This is a genomic window from Alteromonas sp. KS69, from assembly GCF_003989595.1.
Lineage (GTDB): Bacteria > Pseudomonadota > Gammaproteobacteria > Enterobacterales > Alteromonadaceae > Alteromonas > Alteromonas naphthalenivorans.
Genome location: NZ_PYHU01000002.1, coordinates 37,580 through 58,253, shown reverse-complemented (window position 1 = coordinate 58,253; position 20,674 = coordinate 37,580). Strand labels below are relative to the sequence as shown.

At 45.1% G+C, this 20,674-nt stretch carries 22 protein-coding genes; 9 read left to right on the top strand and 13 right to left on the bottom strand.

Translation table 11 applies throughout. The features are described 5' to 3' along the window. Position 1: 1 nt before the first annotated feature. Both C7Y69_RS01010 and C7Y69_RS01005 read right to left on the bottom strand, forming a co-directional pair. Positions 2–1,258, bottom strand: a complete 1,257-nt coding sequence (locus C7Y69_RS01010) for a tyrosine-type recombinase/integrase (RefSeq protein WP_126871522.1) — start codon at positions 1,256–1,258, stop codon at positions 2–4. Between the two features lie 351 nt (positions 1,259–1,609). Next, positions 1,610–2,473: a YicC/YloC family endoribonuclease gene (locus tag C7Y69_RS01005; protein ID WP_013786777.1), complete on the bottom strand. Its 864-nt coding sequence runs from the start codon at positions 2,471–2,473 to the stop codon at positions 1,610–1,612. Between the two features lie 287 nt (positions 2,474–2,760). On the opposite strand from C7Y69_RS01005, the gene rph reads away from it, so the two are divergent. Genes rph through tusA form a run of 3 tightly spaced genes read left to right on the top strand, consistent with a single transcriptional unit; the run spans position 2,761 to position 4,385 of the window. Beyond that, complete coding sequence (gene rph / locus C7Y69_RS01000; RefSeq protein WP_013786776.1) at positions 2,761–3,474, top strand: ribonuclease PH; 714 nt, start codon at positions 2,761–2,763, stop codon at positions 3,472–3,474. A gap of 9 nt (positions 3,475–3,483) precedes the next feature. Beyond that, positions 3,484–4,125: an orotate phosphoribosyltransferase gene (gene pyrE / locus C7Y69_RS00995; RefSeq protein WP_126871521.1), complete on the top strand. Its 642-nt coding sequence runs from the start codon at positions 3,484–3,486 to the stop codon at positions 4,123–4,125. Positions 4,126–4,127: 2 nt separating this feature from the next. Continuing rightward, complete coding sequence (gene tusA, locus C7Y69_RS00990) at positions 4,128–4,385, top strand: sulfurtransferase TusA (RefSeq protein ID WP_013786774.1); 258 nt, start codon at positions 4,128–4,130, stop codon at positions 4,383–4,385. A 25-nt stretch (positions 4,386–4,410) separates the two neighbouring features. Here tusA and C7Y69_RS00985 read toward each other — a convergent pair whose 3' ends face one another. The 7 genes from C7Y69_RS00985 to C7Y69_RS00955 form a co-directional block, all read right to left on the bottom strand. Then, entirely contained in the window at positions 4,411–5,223 is an 813-nt protein-coding gene (locus C7Y69_RS00985) for a DUF1206 domain-containing protein (RefSeq protein WP_126871520.1), read from the bottom strand. Between the two features lie 147 nt (positions 5,224–5,370). Continuing rightward, positions 5,371–5,553, bottom strand: coding sequence for a hypothetical protein (locus C7Y69_RS00980; protein ID WP_126871519.1), 183 nt, complete (start codon positions 5,551–5,553; stop codon positions 5,371–5,373). A gap of 53 nt (positions 5,554–5,606) precedes the next feature. Then, positions 5,607–6,068 carry a hypothetical protein gene (locus tag C7Y69_RS00975; RefSeq protein ID WP_126871518.1) on the bottom strand — a complete coding sequence of 154 codons (462 nt, stop codon included), beginning with the start codon at positions 6,066–6,068 and terminating at the stop codon, positions 5,607–5,609. A 134-nt stretch (positions 6,069–6,202) separates the two neighbouring features. Further along, entirely contained in the window at positions 6,203–6,793 is a 591-nt protein-coding gene (locus tag C7Y69_RS00970) for a YqaA family protein (RefSeq protein ID WP_013786770.1), read from the bottom strand. Between the two features lie 55 nt (positions 6,794–6,848). Continuing rightward, positions 6,849–8,156, bottom strand: coding sequence for a metal-dependent hydrolase family protein (locus C7Y69_RS00965; protein ID WP_126871517.1), 1,308 nt, complete (start codon positions 8,154–8,156; stop codon positions 6,849–6,851). 215 nt (positions 8,157–8,371) lie between these two features. Then, a complete protein-coding gene (locus C7Y69_RS00960) occupies positions 8,372–8,941 on the bottom strand; it encodes a DUF1285 domain-containing protein (protein WP_013786767.1) in 570 nt (189 codons plus the stop codon). Beyond that, on the bottom strand, positions 8,928–9,788 hold the full coding sequence (locus C7Y69_RS00955) for a DUF3014 domain-containing protein (protein WP_126871516.1): 861 nt from the start codon (positions 9,786–9,788) through the stop codon (positions 8,928–8,930). The genes C7Y69_RS00960 and C7Y69_RS00955 overlap by 14 nt, the downstream gene beginning before the upstream one ends. Before the next feature lie 319 nt (positions 9,789–10,107). On the opposite strand from C7Y69_RS00955, the gene C7Y69_RS00950 reads away from it, so the two are divergent. After that, positions 10,108–11,370, top strand: a complete 1,263-nt coding sequence (locus C7Y69_RS00950) for a sterol desaturase family protein (RefSeq protein WP_126871515.1) — start codon at positions 10,108–10,110, stop codon at positions 11,368–11,370. A gap of 88 nt (positions 11,371–11,458) precedes the next feature. Continuing rightward, positions 11,459–11,767, top strand: coding sequence for a DUF6482 family protein (locus C7Y69_RS00945; RefSeq protein WP_126871514.1), 309 nt, complete (start codon positions 11,459–11,461; stop codon positions 11,765–11,767). 53 nt (positions 11,768–11,820) lie between these two features. Here C7Y69_RS00945 and C7Y69_RS00940 read toward each other — a convergent pair whose 3' ends face one another. From C7Y69_RS00940 to C7Y69_RS00925, 4 genes are all read right to left on the bottom strand, one after another. Then, positions 11,821–13,167 (bottom strand): ABC1 kinase family protein, encoded by a 1,347-nt coding sequence (locus C7Y69_RS00940; protein WP_126871513.1) that lies wholly within the window; start codon positions 13,165–13,167, stop codon positions 11,821–11,823. Positions 13,168–13,409: 242 nt separating this feature from the next. Further along, positions 13,410–13,682 (bottom strand): hypothetical protein, encoded by a 273-nt coding sequence (locus C7Y69_RS00935; protein WP_126871512.1) that lies wholly within the window; start codon positions 13,680–13,682, stop codon positions 13,410–13,412. Positions 13,683–13,920: 238 nt separating this feature from the next. Next, on the bottom strand, positions 13,921–14,469 hold the full coding sequence (locus C7Y69_RS00930) for a DUF6702 family protein (RefSeq protein ID WP_041453219.1): 549 nt from the start codon (positions 14,467–14,469) through the stop codon (positions 13,921–13,923). A 4-nt stretch (positions 14,470–14,473) separates the two neighbouring features. Continuing rightward, on the bottom strand, positions 14,474–16,900 hold the full coding sequence (locus C7Y69_RS00925) for a M1 family metallopeptidase (RefSeq protein WP_126871564.1): 2,427 nt from the start codon (positions 16,898–16,900) through the stop codon (positions 14,474–14,476). A 227-nt stretch (positions 16,901–17,127) separates the two neighbouring features. On the opposite strand from C7Y69_RS00925, the gene proB reads away from it, so the two are divergent. The 4 genes from proB to C7Y69_RS00905 are packed head-to-tail and all read left to right on the top strand — an operon-like array spanning position 17,128 to position 20,663. Then, positions 17,128–18,225, top strand: coding sequence for a glutamate 5-kinase (proB, locus tag C7Y69_RS00920; protein WP_126871511.1), 1,098 nt, complete (start codon positions 17,128–17,130; stop codon positions 18,223–18,225). A 35-nt stretch (positions 18,226–18,260) separates the two neighbouring features. Further along, a complete protein-coding gene (locus C7Y69_RS00915) occupies positions 18,261–18,731 on the top strand; it encodes an acyl-CoA thioesterase (RefSeq protein WP_126871510.1) in 471 nt (156 codons plus the stop codon). Next, the gene (locus C7Y69_RS00910) at positions 18,724–19,764 is read left to right on the top strand and encodes a D-2-hydroxyacid dehydrogenase (protein WP_126871509.1); all 1,041 of its coding nucleotides are present in this window, start codon (positions 18,724–18,726) and stop codon (positions 19,762–19,764) included. The genes C7Y69_RS00915 and C7Y69_RS00910 overlap by 8 nt, the downstream gene beginning before the upstream one ends. Further along, positions 19,761–20,663, top strand: coding sequence for a DMT family transporter (locus tag C7Y69_RS00905; protein WP_013786756.1), 903 nt, complete (start codon positions 19,761–19,763; stop codon positions 20,661–20,663). Before C7Y69_RS00910 ends, C7Y69_RS00905 begins: the two co-directional genes overlap by 4 nt. Positions 20,664–20,674: the final 11 nt, after the last annotated feature.

The window sequence follows — 20,674 nt, the reverse complement described above, 5'->3', positions numbered from 1 at the left end:
GTTAACGCCCTCCTGTGTGGTGTTGTGAAGAGGGCTCAAAGTTCACCAGTGGTTCAACCACATCAGCCACGGTTTGATGGGCAATTCGGCGCTCTTCAAAGTAATCGTGGCGGTCGTAGATACCCTCAACGCCTTTTAGCTTATGGTTAAGACAGCGTTCGGCCACATTGCCTGCAATGCCCAAAGAGGCGGCAAGGCTGCGAAAGGTGCGGCGCAGATCGTGTACGGTGAAGTGTTCAAGCTTGCCCATTTTATTCGGTGGCTGTTTTTTGCGCCCAGGCTCGCGACCAAAGAGTTTAGAAATGGCGCGGTTTAGCGTATCTGGCCCCATATGTGGACGATGGCTTGCTCGTCTGGCTGGGAAAACATAAGGTGAGCCACAAGCGCGGATTTGCAGCTCGTTAAACCAGGCAATGGCTTGGCGTGGTAAGGGAATGCTGATTGGCACGCCAGTTTTACTTCGTTCCTTGGGTAGGTCCCATACGCCCGTGGTTAAATCCATTTCACGCCACATGGCTTCGCACAGTTCGCTTTTGCGCACGCCCAATACCAAAAACAGGCAGCAAGCGAGGTAGTTGTCGCGGCCAAAGCTATTGATATGGGTATGAAACACGCTAAAGGCGTAGTGAATTTCCTCTTTGCTGAGCATCCTGTCTTTACTGGACTCCACACCACCGGCATCGTCCACGGTAAATGCTGCGGCGGGGTTGTTCAGCGTTAAGTCGAGCTTTATCGCATGTCGAAACAGCTGCTTCATGTACATCAAGGTATCGTTGGCGATGGTAGGGCGGTTACTTTCTCGAATGCGTTCCAATACTTCACGTACATGTGTTGGCCGCACGGCTTGGATAGGAAGTTGACCAATCACTGGTGCAATTTCTTTGGTAAAAACACGTTTGGGTATATTCGGGTGCTTTAATCGGCGACTTAAGTCTTTGGCATACCAGTCTTGAAACAGCTGACTGACATTTTGGATCTCTGGGATGGTTTCAATAGCACGGATTGCTAATGGGTCTTCACCTTGCTGAAGTTGTAGCTGCATTTTAGATGATTCAAGTCGAGCCTCTGCTAAGGTCATGCTTGGATATTGACCGAGCGTGGCTTCTCGTCGTCCGTTTAGGCTGGTATACCTTAGCATCCAATACGGCATGCCAGATTTTCTTACGCAAAAATATAGGCCATTCCCATCACTGTATTTTTTGTTTGCTGTTGCGGTGCGAGCATAAGACTGCACCTGAGTTGCGGTTAGTTTTGCCATCGTTTGTTACTCTATATTCCTAAGAAATCGTTAAAATTTGCTCACCATTGCCCACCACTGTTTGTTTATCGATTGGTTCGATAGTTGAGTGATTGAACAATCTGCAAGCAGCACGATAAGTGGAGATGGCATAAGGCGGTGGTGAGATAGATGCAAAAATCTGCTCACCAGATACCTTGACTTTTTGCTTATTGAGTCAAAAAAACAGGTCTTGCCCACCATTTTGCCCACCACTTAAACAGCAACTGGTAACGGACATCTGCAAACCGATTTGGACGGGGAAAATAAAAAAGCCCTGTATTTACAAGAAAATAACAGGGCTTCTAAGACATTCTTGGACAGGTAAAAAAACTATTCGATATTCTGAATTTGCTCACGCATCTGCTCAATCAGCACCTTAAGTTCAACCGCCGATTGGGTGATATCAGTATTAATTGATTTTGAACCAAGCGTGTTCGACTCGCGGTTAAATTCCTGCATCATAAAATCTAAACGGCGGCCAACTGCCCCGCCCTTTTTAAGAATGTTGCGGGTTTCTATTACATGAGCGTTTAATCGGTCTAACTCTTCGGCAACATCCACTTTTTGCGCAAGCATAATCATTTCTTGTTCGAAGCGGCCTGCGTCTAGCTCAATTTTTGCTTCTTCGAAGCGAGCTTGTACTTTTTCGCGCTGCCACACCATAATTTCAGGCATACGGGCGGTGACTTTCTCGGCTTCTATTTCAATGGCGTCTAAGCGCTGAGTAATCATGCCTTTCAACGCTTCGCCTTCGGTGGCACGTGCGCTTATAAAATCGTTAAGTGCTTGGTCGAACGCAGCCATAACATCGCCATGAATGGTATCCATGTCGGCTTCTTCGGCAGCAATCACACCAGGCCAGCGCAATACGTCTAGCGGGTTTACACCGGTAGATTGTCCATGAGCTTGTACCCAGTCGGCGGCTTGAAGTACTTGTTTAGCCAACGCTTCGTTAAGGCTAAGTGTGGTTACAGCAGCATCGTTGGCGGTGAAACGTAACGCGCACTCTACTTTCCCGCGGGCCAGTTTTTTTCTAAAACGTTCGCGAAGTACTGGCTCTAAAGAGCGGAATTGCTCGGGTAAGCGGAAATAAGTTTCTAGAAAACGCTGGTTAACAGAACGTATTTCCCATACGGCGGAGCCCCACTCTTTTTTCGTTTCAACCCGCGCGAATGCGGTCATGCTGTAAATCATAAATAGTCCTTTTATTGCACTTTTTGCAAATGAAAGCCTGCAAAAACAACCCGCTGTCGCGCATTGTGTCATCATTATCATCAGGCAGGTTTTCTTGTATTCACTATAGTAGCCTACATTGATAAGAGTTCGATATGCTAAAAGGGCGAAAGTTCGTTTTTAACAGCTGCTATTAGTGCGTTATACTTACGCCCCAAACTTAGGCTTGTCTGAACACTTACCCATTATTAAGTGCGTTACTTGCCAGAATTATTTCTTTTATAAGCATTCATCTCGTGGAGAACTCTATGCGTCCAAGCGGCAGAACCGCCAATCAAATTCGTCCAGTTACTATTACTCGTCAGTACACATGTCACGCTGAAGGCTCAGTGCTGGTGGAGTTCGGCAACACTAAAGTGTTGTGTAACGCCACGGTTGAAGAAGGCGTGCCTCGTTTCATGAAAGGCCAGGGCAAAGGTTGGATCACGGCGGAATACAGCATGCTTCCTCGTGCTACTCATACTCGTAGTGGTCGTGAAGCTGCTCGTGGTAAACAAGGTGGCCGTACGCTAGAAATTCAACGCCTTATCGCGCGCTCGCTTCGCGCTGCAGTAGATTTGAAACTACTAGGCGAAAACACGATCACGCTTGATTGTGATGTTATTCAAGCTGACGGCGGTACACGTACTGCGTCTATCACGGGTGCCTGTGTGGCTTTAGTTGATGCGTTAACATATATGCGTAGCAAAGGCATTTTGAAAGCCAACCCTCTTAAGCACATGATTGCGGCGTTGTCGGTAGGTATTTATAAAGGTACGCCTATTGCTGACCTTGAGTACACCGAAGATTCAGTAGCCGAAACAGACATGAATATCGTCATGACAGAAACCGGTAAGCTTATTGAAGTACAAGGTACCGCAGAAGGCGAACCGTTTGCGTTTGAAGAGCTTGATGAAATGCTAACTATTGCTAAGCATGGTTTGCGTGAATTGTTCGATATTCAAAAAGCAGCACTGGCGTAAGGAGTTACCATGAAAGCGTTTCAGCGCAGTTTTATTGAATTTGCCATTGAACGTGGTGTACTTAAATTTGGTGAGTTTACCTTAAAGTCTGGCCGTGTAAGCCCGTACTTTTTTAACGCAGGGTTATTTAACTCTGGCGGTGACTTAGCCAAGTTGGGGCGCTTTTATGCCGATGCACTTGTAGATGCTGGAGTGGAATTCGACGTATTGTTCGGCCCTGCCTATAAAGGTATTCCTATTGCCACAACGACAGCGGTAGCCTTAGCCGATAGTCATCATCGTGATGTACCTTATTGCTTTAATCGCAAAGAGGCGAAAACTCACGGTGAAGGGGGCAACTTAGTAGGTAGCCCGCTGGAAGGTCGCATCATGTTAGTGGATGATGTAATTACCGCAGGTACGGCTATTCGTGAGTCTATGACCTTGATAGAGCAGCACAACGCGAGTTTATCCGGTGTGCTTATTGCGCTAGACAGGCAAGAACGCGGTAAGGGTAAATTATCTGCTATTCAAGAAGTCGAGCGCGATTTTGGTACTACAGTAATTGCTATTGTCACGTTAGCTGATGTGGTGACTTACTTAACTGAGCAAGACAACATGACTAATGAAATCAACGCGATAAATACATACCGTGAAACCTATGGTATTTAAGTATGGCGACTGAATTTCAACAAGCCTTTGATGAAGCCACAACGCATTTAGATGCGTTGGGGCTTCGTTGCCCTGAGCCGGTGATGATGGTGCGTTTGCAAATACGTAAGCTGGAAGACGGTCAGACTTTGTCGATAACGGCAGACGATCCTTCAACGGCACGAGATGTGCCTAGCTTTTGTCGATTTATGGAGCATACCCTAGTGGCATCACAAACCGATGTAATGCCGTATCAGTATGTGATCAAAAAAGGGGTGTAGGGCGCTCTTAGCGCTGTTAGTCAACTCAGGTTCGTCGATATCTGGCTTCAAACCCGCAATAAATACCAAACATGATAAACCCGACTCCCATGGCAGCTAACATGTAGAGCCCGAACGCTTGCTGGGTAAGGGTTTGTAGTGCTTGTTGCAGCCCTCCCGCCTCAGAAGGGTCGTTTTTTACCGCAGATATAACAAAGAAACTGCCCACCAGCAAATACACCACACCTCGGGCGAAATAGCCTAGTCTACCAACCACTTTGGTCGTTTTCTGTTTATGACCTGTTAGCTTTGCTTGTTCAAACTTTTTGAGGAAATCTGCTTTGTAAGCGTGTTTAAACTGCATAAAAGCAAATATAAGCACTCCTGCACCAATAGCAGCAACCAAATAGGTTCCCCATTGATACTGTAAAAGTTGATGGCTTACCTGTTCCCCTTTGGAACCACCGCCACTATTTGAACTACTGCCAGAGTTGCTACCAATTAGCACTTTTGCGCCTAAAAACGCGGCGCCGAAATAGAATATTCCTGATACAAACAAAAACACGCGCATAATAATGTCTTTCGCTTTTGTCATATCTAGCGATTCGGTATTTAAAATACTTTGAAGCCATCGCCACAGGGCATAGCTCACTAATCCCGCTATTAAAATACCGAGTAGCACTTGGCCAAATGGCTGTGATTTGAGGGTGGAAAACACGTTTTCTTGTGTCGCTTTTTCACGGTCTGCGGCAGTAATTACCGAGGAAAGAATAAAGACACCAAGTATGGAGTACATGATGGTTTTTGCGCTGTAACCTGCGCTGGCAATGGCTGAAAGCCAGTTTGATGTATCGCGCACGGTGCGCTCCTCGTTCGTATAATTGAATTTCGTCTATTACGATTATCAAGAATCGAACCACTAATAATAAAGGCGTAAATAATAAACCTGCGCAGCGTTTTGGCGCGTCTTACTTGCTATTACCTCTATATGTATCTACCGGATTACCTACTCGTTGTCACCACTGACGGCTTGCAACAGAAGCTGCTGCAATTGTTGTTTACTACGAGAGCAGTCGCAATGAATGTCTGACACATGCAAGTTTTGCCCACTCAACATTTTTTGAAGCACCGATGCTTTTACGTTTAACGATATGAAGTCGTTGTTATCCTGAAATGATTCTACTGTCATGCTAATGTCCCTCGCCTTCATGGGGTATGTTTTACGGTTGATAGGTTGTATCACTAGTGCAACGTTAGCGCCTGCTGATGTTCCGCAGGCATCGCGCCACCGCCCTTTTCAAGCGCTACCTGTATAGCGCAAATAAGCTTACACACTGAGGGCTTACTGGCATGTAAAGGCAATATAGCGATAAGTTGCTGGTGGCACTCTTGTAGAATTTGGTGAGCTTCGTGTTTTTTATTTTCTTTGTGCAGTAACGAGGATAAATACATGGCCATAGTGCCAAAGGCCAATACATCTTCGTGAATAGATTTATCCACCGTATCGGTAACCGGCTGTAAGGCAGTAAGAACAACTTTAGCGGCTTCGAAGGTTTGATAGCCAAGGCGCCTCGCCTCGTTATATTTGCCCGCTTGGTGAGCTTGCTGCGTTTGTACCTGCATCGCGATCCTGTGCTCGCGGGCGTGTGAAGGGTTTAGCTGTAACCACTTTCTGTAGACTGGGCATAACCGTTGTAAATTCATAATTTGCACCTCCTAAAAACTACATTAGTGCAAATGAGAATTATTATCAAATGTAAAATTGAAAAATTTTATCGAAGTAATTTACAAAGCAGATTAGCGCGTTAAGTACACATTTAATAGTGCTGGAAAAACCACTAACCTTTCAACATATTAACCGTAAACCATACGCCTATAACTAACGCAGTGAGCACGGCAATGGCGGCAATTTTATATTTCTTAATAAGCTGCTCGGCCTTGTTCCCCGCGAAATACACTACGGCGGCTAAGCCAAAATAGCGGATGGCCCGCGCGATCACCGTGGCTAACAGAAAAAGGCCGAGAGAGAATTTGGTGGCACCTGCTGCTAACATGGCCACTTGAAAGGGGATGGGGGCAATACCCAATGTCATCACAAACCAAAACCCTTGGTTTTGCATTTGTTGTTTAACACTGTCGAATTGTTGTTGGCTGAAAAACGTATCAATTACCCACTGGCCGAGTAGGTCGAATAAATAATACCCTAGCGCGTAGCCAAATATCGCACCCACTACACAACCTAAGGTTGCCATTAGCGCTATCAGCCAAAGCTTATCACGGCGGGCTTGCATCAAGGGCACCATAATCGCTTCAAGAGGCACCGGCACAATGGTCGACTCTAAAAAAGACGCAAACGTGATGCCGGTAAGCATGTGTTTGGAGTCTACGAGTTGCTTCGTCTTTTTCTTTACCTTTTTACCCAGTGCCATCTTTTATTTTTACTGCCTTGAAGTTAATGCGGCCCTGATACCCAAAGCCTTTCCATTATTGTTTGTAAATTTTGCCGTCTTTCATCACAAAATACACACTTTCTAATAGCGTTATATCTTCTAGCGGATTACCAACTACGGCTACTAAGTCGGCGAATTTTCCAGCCTCTAATGTACCTAAGGTATCACTAACACCCAGCAATGCTGCGCTATTAACGGTAGCGCTTAAAATCGCGTCTGCTTCAGACATACCCGCTTCTACCATTAAAGAGAATTCTTGAGCATTGTCGCCATGTGCAGAAACTCCGCTGTCAGTTCCAAAAGCAATTTTTACGCCTGCTTTATGCGCCTTTTCAAAGGTATTTTGAATAAGCGGGCCAATCGCCGCGGCTTTTGGGCGCACTAGTTCAGGAAAATAACCGTCAATCTTTGCTTTGTCGGCAACAAATTTACCTGCCAAAATCGTTGGCACATAGTAAGTCCCTTTTTGTTTCATTAGGTCGCGCACTTCGTCGTCCATGTAGGTGCCGTGCTCAATGGAGTCAACGCCAGCGACAATAGCGCGTTTCATGCCTTCTTTACCGTGAGCGTGAACCGCTACCGTCATGCCGTAATCTTTTGCGGTCTGTACAATAGCTTCTAGTTCATCGGTCATAAATTGTGGGTTTTGACCGCTTTTCGCTACGCTCAATACGCCGCCAGTGGCAGTGATTTTAATTAAATCTGCACCGTCTTGATAACGTGAACGAACGGCTTCACGGGCTTCTACTTCGCCGTTAACCACGCCTTGTTTAGGGCCAACGTCGGGGCGCAGTAAGTGAGATAATCCGTTGCTTGGGTCGGCATGTCCGCCTGTGGTGGCTATTGATTTTCCTACCGTGAATATACGCGGGCCTGTGGCATAACCTTTACTGATCGCATTTCTAAGAGAGACAGTTTCATGATAGCCGTCACCTAAATTACGTACTGTGGTAAACCCCGCATCTAGCGTAATTTCAGCATAGTTAGCGGCCTTAAGTGCATAGTCGGCTTCATTTAATGAAAAGCGCTCTAAATAGGTTTGAGGGCCTCCATGCTGTGAAGACAAATGAACATGCATATCCATCAAGCCAGGCATGACAGTGGCATGTTTTAAATCGATAACCGTGTCTGATTTTGAGGGTGTTTTATAACCAGACTCTACCGACGCAATTTTGTTGCCCTCGATAACAATGGTTACTTCGCTTTTAAGCTTGTCCGACGTGCCGGTGAAGGCTTTACCTGCATGCACAAGGGTGGCGGAAACGGCAGGCGCTGAAAGGGCAATTGTGCCCAACGTTGCCAGTCCTAAGGAAATAGCTAATGAAGTCAGTGTCTTTTTCATGATGGTTCTTCTTATGATGTGTGAATAGACGAAGAACCAATGTAGAACACCAGCAAAGCTAACGCAAAACTTTGCGCTACGTTATCGGTGTTATTTTACTTGCTGTGCTATTTAAAACTGCTTGCCATCGCCAGCATAAGCTTCTGCCCGGGCTTTTAACTCGTGACTTTTAATCAAAGGCTTACATCGAAGCTTAATGTTAACGCTTGTCACTACTATTTCGTGGGCACGGCGCCAATAATGAAGGGGATAGAATTCGAGGTAACCACAAATTGCGTTTCATCACCTTCTTGCTGCTCGCTAGCCTGCTCAAGCAGTTGGTAATAAACGTTTTGATGCAAACGCGCCCACAAATTGCGTCTAACTAAAACATAGGGGATGGGCGTTGCGTCAGTATCTTGTAAGTCGACGGGGGGCTTGCGTAAGCTGAGTTGTTCTGCCGCGCTCAGTGTAACGATATCGCCAGTTTGTGTGGTGAGCTCTAAGCAATCGTTATCAAAACGCCACTCGGTAACCAAAAAAGGCACGTCTTCTACGGTAATCCCCACCTTCTCAACTGGGGTAACCAAAAAGTAACTGTCTTCTTCTTTTTTAAGCACAGAGGCAAATAGCTTCACTAAGCTTGCTCGACCTATGGGGCTACCTTCGTAAAACCAACGGCCATCTAGCGCGATGGTTAAATTGATATCACCGCAAAAAGGCGGGTTCCACTTTTCCACCGGCGGAAGGGGGCGCGCCTTGTCAGACGTGCCCTTTAATTGCTGTTGAAATCTAGTTAGATCCATTTTCTTCAAGCAACACTTTAATTTCACGCAGCTTCGCTTTAATACGGCGCATATTGTCTGGGCCTGTACGAAGCAACTGCTTCTGCGGTTCGTTTAGATTCTCTAAACGAGGATCGGTGTACTTATAGGTAACTGAATCGGTATACACTTCAACAGGTACCGGCACTTCAGGTGTATCGAGCAACTGATCGATAGCATCTAATACCACTTCGTTGAAGTTTTTATTCGAATCGCCAATTTCTGCGTATTTGTCTTGAATGTCGCCTTTATAAATATCGTACATGCCCAACAAGGCTTCACTTTCAAACGACTCAAGCATGTTTACATAAGGTGTATAGCGCTTATAGCTTGCGGCATCAATCCATTGCTTACCAGCCTGAGAATAAACACGGAATGTTTGTTCAGGAGGCGTAAGCAACTGGTGATTAGGCGCCATTTCATCATTCGCTAAGTTGGTAACAGAGACCACAAATCGTTGTAATAAACCTTCATTCACAATCATGCGGTTTACGCTGTCGTCAGTGGCGGTAGAAATATCCAGCAGTGATGATTTTATGGCTGGGTCGCTCACATCTAACGGCTCAGGATCTGGCTCTACAGGTTCCGGCATTGGAGGGACTTCGTCTGGCTCTTCAAGCTCTAAAGGTGGCGGAGCAGGCTTAGTTTCAAAAACGTCGGGCACTTCTTCAACAGGCGCTTCCGCATCTGGCTGAATAACTTCAGGCTCGGGGGCGACGGGCTCTTCTTCTTTCGAAGGCCAAAACACGAGAGCCAAGATGACTACAATTATTACCCCGATAATAAGAAAATGGGGACCTAACGTACGCTTTTCTGACGATTCGTTCATAATATCTCCGCTGCAATAACTGATCTAATATTAATACTATCAGAGATAACACCCAATATTTGGATATCACGCAAGAGAATTGTTCTCTGATGAAGGTAATTTCCTTATTTAGAACACTTTTTAACGTAATTGGTTCGCAATTCGATCGCAATTTGTAGCAATTTCTTAGCGATAGCAGCAAGTACTAAGAAGTTCTAGAAAGGGGAACTTTGGTGTCATCATTCAATAAATCCCTTAATTTTTCCGTGAAATGTAAAATAACTTGATCATTTGATACATATTATTAACAATTCAGGTGGGTTTAAAATTCGTAGATATTATGACTGTCATTCTTTTTGCTATTCCTTTATTTGTTCTTCTTATCGCCATTGAAATATTTGTCGATAAGCGGAAAAAAACAGGTCACTATCGTGCAAACGATGCGATTACCAGTATAAGCATGGGCGTGTTATCGAGAATCATGGCCCTTGGGCATCAACTTATACCGCTCACTTTCTATGTATTGGTGTTTAATACTTTTGCGTTTATCGAACTGAGTTATTCACCTTGGGTATGGATAGCTGCATTCATATTGTACGACTTCTTTTATTATTGGAATCACCGTATGGGCCATGAAATGAGTATTTTATGGGCTGCCCATGTGGTGCATCATTCCAGTGAAGACTACAACCTAACTACCGCACTTAGACAAACAAGTGGTGCTATTTTCAGCTGGGTTTTCTACCTACCTTTAGCGCTAATAGGTTTTCCTCCAGAAATGATAATTACCGTTGGCGCACTTAACTTGATATATCAATTCTGGGTTCATACTCAGCATATTGATAAACTAGGCTGGATGGAGAAATGGTTTGTTACCCCCTCGAACCATCGTGTACATCACGCCCAAAACCGAGTTTATATCGATAAGAATTATGGTGGTGTGTTCATCATATGGGATCGTTTATTCAATACCTTTATTCCAGAATTAGAAAGCGACAAACCAGTATTCGGCATTCGCGCTGCATTGAAAAGTTTTAACCCTTTTTGGGCGAATGCGCAGCTTTATAGTCAACTAGCCAAAGATAGTTTTTACACTTCACGTTGGCAAGATAAACTTCGAGTGTGGTTTGGTCGCACGGGGTGGCGCCCCAATGACGTGTCCGAACGCTTTCCCTTCGAAAAAGCGCCGCTGTCTTCGTTTAAAAAATTTCACCCTGCGTTGGCTGCCCCCGTGACTCATTACAGCGTGGCGCAGCACGTTATCTTACTAAGTATCACTGTATACTTATTACTTTTTATTCAAACATTAAGTGGTGCTCACCAGTTAATACTGGTGTTAACAATAGTGGCGATGAGTATCCAAAATGGGTTTGTTTTGGCCGGTTCAAAACTGGCGTTGGCGCTAGAAGGGCCTCGATTACTGATATTTCCACTGATGTGGTTAGGAAGTGGGATTGTTTTTCCTGCAGCCATATTTAGTGGCGCGTGTTTGATCAGTATGATCATGCTCGTTAGAGCGGTGCGCTCTAGCGTAACACTCAGTAATATGTCTAATAGCATGTCTTCAGAAGATACCGATACACCAGTATCAGTATCATCGTAATGAACCTGTTTGTCGCCAGCAACGTAAAAAGCAACGTTAAAATTATCAAAAAAATCACCAGTTGATTTACGTGCGCTGAGGGGCGGTTATGCACAAGTTTCTATTTACCCAAATTGAAGGTAAGTCTTTAAACATCGATTATCTTGAAGTTCAGTCATATGAAATGAACGTTTATTTGGTCTACCTAACCGTGGGGAACAAAAGCGGCATGGTGTACGATAAGCAAGACCGACCCATGCGTTTTTTCAGTACAGGCCAAATACGAGAAGTATTTTCTCACTGCACCGTACTGCAAGCCGTTATGAAACACGACTCCCCCTATGACGAAATGATTGGTAACCCGCCCAAAAGCGCAGAACAAATGGCGTTGCCGTTTAGCATGCAGTTACCTTATTAGTCATTCACGGTACTAACGTAATATCAGGGCTCGCAATATCAGAGCTCGCAATATCAGAGCTTTAACCAAGGCTCTGCTGCGGCGCGCATATTAACTTGTGTGCCTAATCGCTTAGCCAACATGTACAGCCCTCCTAACTTGCGATGAATAAACAGGGCATCAACTGGCGGTGTATGCCAGAAATCATGCTGCATGGTCAACGCCACGCCTTTGTCGTGCAGTCTTGGCAACAGGTCGCTATTGCCGAAATCGTAGGGGCCGTCTTCTCTAATTGCTTCGCACGCTTCCATGCCCAATGCCACTACAAGGTCTTGCTGTGCATCACTGTGTTCTTGGTTTATTAAACCAATCTGCAGGGCTGCGTGTTGCATGTCTTGTTTACTGCCGCTGGCAGCACTTTGAAGCAGTGCTTGGTAGCCCAATGCAATATCATCTGGGACTTCTCGCGTTGCCCCGAAGTCTAGTAATACCCATTGCTGAGTATCTTCTTTGTATCGATAGTTCGCTAAATTTGGGTCGCTTTGAAGTAACTTAAAGCCAAATATCTCGTTAAAAAATAATTGGAATAGTGACGTCATTAACTTGTTGCGAATTTCTTGGGGAGCGTTCATTGCAGCATCAAGGGGGCTGGCTTCGATAAAGTCCATTGTCAGCACAGAGTCTGTTGTTAACTCTGGATGAACACTGGGTATAACAAATTGGGAAGCGAATTCAGCATCGTTATGCTGCGTAACCGCATCTTTGTAGCGCGTTAGCATGTTGGCTTCGCGGTGATAGTCAGCTTCTTGATGAAGTTGAACTTTTGCTTCTTCTAACAGCGGACCAATATCTAAAGAACTCGGCACCAAACCTGTGAGTTTAATGAGTGTTGCTACGTTATCTACATCGCTACTGATACTTTTACGTACACCAGGGTATTGTACCTTTGCGGCCAGCATTTTACCGTCCATAGTAATCACTTTATGCACTTGTCCAATAGAGGCCGCCGCAACGGGGGCATAAGAAAAATACAGCAAGTCATCATGCCAACTTTCGCCCCATTGGGTCTTTAGCGTGGTATCTAATTGGGCTTTTGGCATAGGGTCGGCATCTTCTCTAAGCCTGGCTAATATGGTAGCGAGTTCTGGCGGTAAAAAGTCGCCCGTATCCATAGAGATAAGCTGTCCTAGTTTCATGGCTGCACCACGCATGGTGGCGAGTTGATCGGCAATGTTAGTTATGTTTTTTGGCGTCAGTAATAACGCGCTAAGCGCTGGGCGTTCGCCTTTTATCCATTGGCTAGCACCATTAGTAACAACATTACCTGCAATTTTGCCTGCCAAAGCACCTAAGCGCCCTACTCTCCCAATACGAGAAGACGGTACTGCTCGCGCTTTTCGTTCATCGGTATTTTTTGCCATGAAGTAACCTTGGAAGCCTTTAATCTTTTATGAAACGCGGGCAGCCTCATTTTATGAAGTTCAACCTGTGAGGCCCAACCTGTGAGGTCCAACCTACGAGAACCAAATTATATTAGTACTTATACGCTAAAGTGTCGTTGGTCGATTACTTCTTAATTTTTCGTATATTGCTTAGCTAAATAGTGCTGCATTAAGGTGTTCGAAACTATTTGTCGTATTGTCGGTGCTCGCACTATCAGTGTTTAGACTATCTGAGCTAACATTTGTAGTATAAGGCCAACTACGCTGCCTATTGCGAACCCTACCCAGCCATTTTTTGTCATATAGCGAAATAGTGCCGCGCCAAATATGCCACACCATAGCATGGCAGAGTAAACCGCTATCATGCCCTCACCCGTGCCGCTGTTAGGTAAAAACATCATAACAATGAAGGTAAGTGCCATGGCGCCGCTAAGTAGCACCCACATAATATTTTTGTTATTGGAAAACGCATTGGTGGTTGTATTATCGCTCATGGAAAGTCCCCATGGTGTGAGTTAAAAGCATGCCCTTACTTGTCCCTTTTTCGTAAAAATCGATATTCATTTATTGATATAAACCGATTGTTCTATAAACAGGGTATTAGGTTAACTTAGGCGAGATTAACGCAAATGGGAATAAGACTTCAGGGGGATATAAAAAAGCACTGCGAAGTGGCAGTGCTTTTTAATGAGGCTTTTGAAGCGAATAGATATGTGTAATATCACAAGCGGCTTAATGATGGTCGCTAGCAAATTCCACTTCAAGCAAGGTGACGTTGTCGGTGAAGGTCAGGGTTTTTAAAGGCCCATTCCCTTCTACATTTAACGTATTCACTTGCGTTGGCCACAAGTCACGTAAGGCATCGTGACGAATCATCAAACCATCTAACTCTGGCGGTTGAGCGGTTTCTTGGTACACCCAAAAGTGATTACCATCCAACTCAAAACCGACCAAACCTAAGTCTAATGACTTTTCCTCACCGTTTAACAACGCAAAATGGTTGCTCACGTAATCAGCGAAGGCTTGTTGGGTTTTCTCTTCTTCCATAATATCGGCGTGCTTATCGAACAGCACTTTTACAGCATGCTCGGCATCGTGCAGGTTAAAGCGGTGCATGACTTCAATGTTTTGCGTTCTAGGGTTGAACAACACTGTTGTGATAGCGGCTTTAACTTGGTGCGCGTTAGCCCAAGTACTGAATAAACCGGTACATAAAAAAACAGCCACAAGCAGCGCCGTTAGGCTCTGCTTGTGGTTTTTAGCAGATAACTTAAAAGGCATAACCTTAGTTGTCATCTTCGTCTTCGTCATCGTCATCGTCGGTCTTTAGCTCGGTTTTTACATCGTTCATAAGATCGCGATACTCGTAAGTGTTACGAGGCTTAGACTTGTACGCTTCAATACGTGATGGAATAATTTGACGCGGATAGTGGTTGTTTTCAACATCTACGTCTGCGGTTTCCCAATGTGGGTCAACCGTTACGCTCACTAGCTCTTTGCCTTTTTCAGTGACAATCAGCTTGCTTACCGCTTTCGGTGTACGACGCCAAATTTCAGCAGGAATACGCATCTCTTCTGTAGTGCCGTCTTCGAATGCTAGCTCAAGAATAATCGGCATAACCAAGCCGCCCTTGTTGCTAAAGTCGAGCACGTAGTAGTTTTTGTCCTCACGTACCGCACGTTCAAACGCTTTACGTTCCCAAGGCTCAAGTTTCTTCAAGAAACTACGGTACTTGTTGCGCTCTTTGTTAGTTACCGTGTAACGGTCGTTTTCGTCATAGAAATCTTTGATATCTTCGAAACGGTCTACCCAAAGTTCTTTCCCTTCTTCTTTGTTGCGAATATCGGTAAGTGACTTAGGTTTATCAAGTTCGGCTTCACGCTCACGGGCGAAATCAATATCAGGATCTTCAGTGTTCAAACGAAGCTTGTAAACGCTATCTAGGCTGATATCAACGTGATCGGTAGTGTAAAACCAACCGCGCCAGAACCAATCTAAATCAACACCAGAAGCTTCTTCCATAGTACGGAAAAAATCAGAAGGTGTAGGGCGCTTGAACATCCAACGTTGTGCATACTCTTTAAAGGCGAAATCGAACAAATCACGGCCAAGAATAGTTTCACGTAATATGTTTAGAGCAACGGCTGGCTTGGTGTAAGCGTTGGGGCCTAACCTAAGTACTGAATCAGACTGGGTCATAATTGGCACTTGGGTTTCAGACTTCATGTAGCTAACAATATCACGCGGCTCAACGCCCCACGGAATAGTTGGATCCCATTCGCGTCCTGCAACACCGTCTAGAAAACTGTTTAAGCCTTCATCCATCCATGTCCACTGGCGCTCATCAGAGTTAACCGTCATTGGGAAGTAGATGTGACCCACTTCATGAATAACTACGCCAATCAAAAAGCGTTTTTCAGCCAAAGAATAAGTACGAGAGCCATCGTCGCGAAGCTCGGTACGTGGACCGTTGAAGGTAATCATTGGGTATTCCATGCCGCCAACAGGTCCATTTACTGACTGGGCAACAGGGTACGGATAATCAAAGCTAAAGCGGCTATAAACATCCATAGTATGGATGATAGATTCAGTAGAGTACTTTTCCCAAAGCTCGCCACCTTCTTTCGGGTAGAAAGACATCGCCATGACTAATGGCTGAGTGTCGCCACCTTGGTGGTAGCCACGCGCATCCCACATAAATTTACGTGACGAAGCCCATGCGAAATCACGCACGTTGTCGGCTTTAAAACGCCATGTTTTTTGTTTGTTGGTGCCAGCTTTTTCGTTCTCTAGCGCTTCTTCAGCAGTAACCACGAATACAATACGGTCAGCATCTTCCGCTTCTTTCAAACGTTTACGCTGCGTGCTAGTTAGCACGTCGTCTGCGTTTTGCAATTCACCGGTAGAAGAAACGATATGATCGGCTGGAACCGTAATATCAACGTCGTAGTTACCGAATTCTAACGTGAACTCACCACGGCCAATAAACTCTTTGTTTGTCCATGCTTCGTAATCGGTATAAGCCGCTAGACGAGGGAACCATTGGGCGAGTAAGAAAATATCGTTACCGCCTTCACGTTCGTCATCTGGGAAGTGTTCGTAACCCGCACGAGCAGAAACGGCATCTTCTTCAACAATATTGAACGCAAAATCGATATCGAAAGTAACGTTGTTTTTAGGTTGAAGAGGTTGGGCTAAATCTACACGCATTAGCGTACCAACAATAACGTGGTGTAAATCGTTACCTGCGCTGTCTTGCACCCGTGAAATGGTGTAACCCAATTCGTTATCGTCAACAAACTGTTGGCGGCGAAGTGCGGCCATGCTCAGTTGTGCAGGTTTACTGCCACTGGCTGTTTTTGTAGCAGGTCCACGATTGCCAATGCCACCAAAAGTGGTGGTAAGGGCAGACATAGAATCGTCGCGGAATTTATTCTGATCCAATTGGATCCATAAATACTTCAACGTATCTGGTGCATTGTTGTGATAGGTAATGGTTTCACTGGCTTCAATACGGCGCGTATCTTCAATCAGCTTAACGTCAATTTTGTAGTCTACTTGTTGTTGCCAGTATTGATGACCTGGCTCACCCGCTGCATTTCGATATACATTGGGGGTAGGAAGAGATTCGTCTAGCTGACGGAACTTATCTTCAAAATCGCCTTTAGTTTGATTTATTGCTGCGTTGGCGAATGGAAGGTAAATCAGCATAGACAGCACTGGCGCAAGCCAGAAAAGATGTCGTTGGTGCTTATTCATGGAGTTTCCCAGTTATTTTTATAATAAAATAAGCGAACTAGTATATAAGCCCTTTTGCTTTTATCCCAGTTTTTGGGCGTAAACTCACCCTATTTTAACGCAAAAAACTGTAACATAACGTTTGTTTAAAAAGCGAAGTGTCGTATTCTTAACCCCCTGTTTTCTTGCATCATCTTCTTATGAACCGTCTCAATTGGCAGCGTGCCGTAATTAAAGTAGGTAGCGCCCTTATTGCGCCAAATGGCGATGAGTGTAGCGCCCGATTTTTGTTAGCACTGGCGCGCTTTATCACGATAAGCCGTGAATCTGGCAAAGAAATTATTTTGGTTTCCTCGGGCAGCGTGGCAGCAGGGCGAAGCAAAGTGAAGATTCGTCACAATGCGTCTATTGCTGAAAAGCAAGCCATGGCTGCCATTGGTCAAACCCAAATGATGGCAAATTGGCAACGCTTTTTCGATTTTCCTTGTGCGCAGGTTTTACTTACTGCCGACGATCTTCGCGACCGCACTCGCTATGTGAATATCAAAAACACCCTTAGAGAGCTGCTAAACCATAATGCGCTTCCCATTGTTAATGAGAACGATACCGTCGCTGTAAACGAGCTAAAAGTAGGTGATAACGATAACCTTGGTGCCTATACCGCGCTAGTCGCTCAAGCTGATACGCTGATTATTTGCTCAGATATTGATGGCTTGTACACGGCCGACCCTCGTAAAGATCCAGACGCCACGTTAATCAGTGAAGTGCACAATATCGACGAGTCGATTTATAAATTGGCGGGCGGTGCTGGCACCTCAGTAGGTACTGGCGGTATGCGAACGAAAATTGAAGCGGCGGATAAGTGCACCAGTAGCGGCATTCAAACCATTATTGTGAACGGTAGAAAAGGGGCGTCTTTCGATGCCATGCTAAACGGTTCTATTCCTGGCACCTTATTTCACGCCAGTAATTCCCCTAAAAAAGCACGACGTCTGTGGTTAACGCATACGCTTAAAACGTGTGGCCGTATTCATGTCGATGAAGGCGCAAAAGCCGCCCTAGTTGACCGCGGGGCGTCACTGTTACCTTCAGGGATAACGAGCATAGAAGGTAATTTTAACCAAGGGGAAGCGGTAGATATTTGCTTTGAAAAACAAGTTATTGCAAAGGGCTTAGCCCTTTATAACGCCCGAGACTTAATGCTTATAAAAGGGAAAAAGTCGCAGCATATTGCGGATGTGTTAGGTTATGAAACGACCGACGTAGTTGTACATCGCGACGACTTGGTATTGCTTTAGTTTCCACATTTTTAACTTTTGGGATAACGCCACGCATGACAGACATTACACCATCGCTCAACGATTACCCTTATCACCTTGAAATTGCCACTCGCTGGCAAGACAACGACGTTTATGGCCACATTAACAATGTGATGTATTACAGCTTTTTTGATACCGCCGTAAATCGCTTTTTAATTGACGAGGGCGGCCTTAATATTCAAGAAAGCAGCGCGGTGGCTTATGTAGTCAGTAGCCAGTGCCAATATATTACGCCAGCCGCTTATCCAGAAACGATTTATGTTGGGTTAAGGGTGATAAAGTTAGGTAGAAGTTCAGTGACATACGGTTTGTCGGTTTATGCTGGTGAGGCTAAACGCCGTGTGGCGCACGGTCAGTTTGTACATGTATTTGTCGACAGACTCTCTGACAAAGCGGTGCCTATACCTGTTAATATAAAAACTGCCCTTGAGTCTATTTGCGAGTCTATCGGTGAGGCAGACAATCAAGGAAATGCCGGTGACTAATAGCCAAGCGGCCCAAGTAGGTATTAAAAGCACGAAAAACCTTACTCAGAAAAAGCTAACAGGGGTTTTTCTTGATGCTGAAACGTTTAGCGCAGATTTACTGAACTCTGACTCAATAGATACGTCATTACTTAATAACGTAAATGTTGAGCTAACTTGCTACGACAACACCCTTCCGGAAGAGGTCGTTTCCAGAATAGCGAATGCCGATATCGTACTTACCAACAAGGTAGTATTAGATAGCGAGGCGCTACAACACGCCAAGCCGCTAAAGTATGTGGGTGTAATGGCCACAGGTACTAACAATGTAGATACTAATTACTGCCAAACGCACAATATTACCGTGCAGAATGTGGAAGGTTATGGCACCGACAGTGTGGCCCAGCATACTTTAATGTTGCTCCTCAATTTGGCCACTGCGTTTCCTCAGTATCATAACGATGTAAACCAAGGTAAATGGGCAACATCGCCGCACTTTTGCTTAACCGAGCACCCCATTGTGGAGCTTGCTGGAAAGCATGCGGTCATAGTAGGTCATGGAGAGTTGGGAAAGCGAGTTGAAGCGCTATTTATCGCAATGGGTATGAAGGTGAGTATTGCAGCGCGGCCAGGGGGGCTTTCTCCAGAAGAGCTTTATGATAATAAACAAGACACTCGACCTTCACTAGAATCATTATTACCTAGCGCCGATGTGGTTAGCCTGCATTGCCCACTAACAGATGATAATTATCATCTTTTTAACGAAACCCGGTTGTCGTTGATGCAACCTACCAGTTTTCTTATTAATACCGCCAGAGGTGGGCTAATTGATGAAGACGCACTGGTGTCTGCGCTACAATGCGGGAAAATAGGCGGCGCGGCGGTTGATGTTATATCTCAAGAGCCTCCCCCAGCAGATCATCCATTGCTAACCGGTACTATCCCTAATCTTATTGTTACTCCCCATACGGCGTGGATGGCGAATGAGTCCCGTCAGCGGTTGTTTAATATGGCTATAAACCATTTAATTCAGTTTATAGATGCTCAACCATGAGCAATGGTGTGCTGTTTGCCATTTGTACACTCATTTGGGGTTCAACCTGGATTGCCATCACGTATCAAATAGGGCATACCGCTGAGACTTTAGCCGTTGCATGGCGCTATACGTTAGCTGCACTGTGTTTAGGGCTATTTTGTATGGTGCGCGGCTTGCCGTTTAAGTTACCGCTACACATTCACATTAAAATGGCCGGAGTAGGCTTCTTCCTATATTGCCTCAACTATACCCTGCTATATATGGCGCAGGCGCATATTATCAGCGCGTTACTCGCCCTTATGAGTTCCAGCATTATTTACTTTAATGTGGTTCTTCGACGATGGTGGTTAAAGCAGCCTATTAGATTGGAAGTGGTGGTGGGCGCTACGTTTGGGCTTGCGGGTATTATTTGCTTGTTTGTGCCCGAGTTTTCAAAAGTATCGATGGACGCTGCGTTAGCGGCGGGCCTTTCTATTGCATTTGTTTCTTTTTTTAGTGCATCAATTGGTAACGTGATATCAGAGCGGATCCTCACCTCGGGCACACCGGTTATTCAAATGAATTTTTACGCCATGAGCTATGCCATGGTGATGCTCTATGTTACCGCGTGGTTCACAAACGACACCTTGGTCATTCCTACTGCCCCTGAGTTCTATATTTCGTTGCTTTATTTGGCTATTTTCGGTTCGGTGCTGGCGTTTGGCTCTTACATGAAGCTACTAAAGCAAATAGGCGCAGACAAAGCCGCTTATGTGGTACTGGTTTACCCCATTGTGGCGCTTGTTATCTCCACTTTTTTTGAAGGTTATACGTGGAGCTGGCTGTCTGTACTTGGCGTAGTAGTGGTGCTGGTGGGCAACGCCATAGCTATGGGTAAAGTGCCCATTTTTATGCGTCGACCACCCCTAAGTAGCTAAGTATGAAGTAG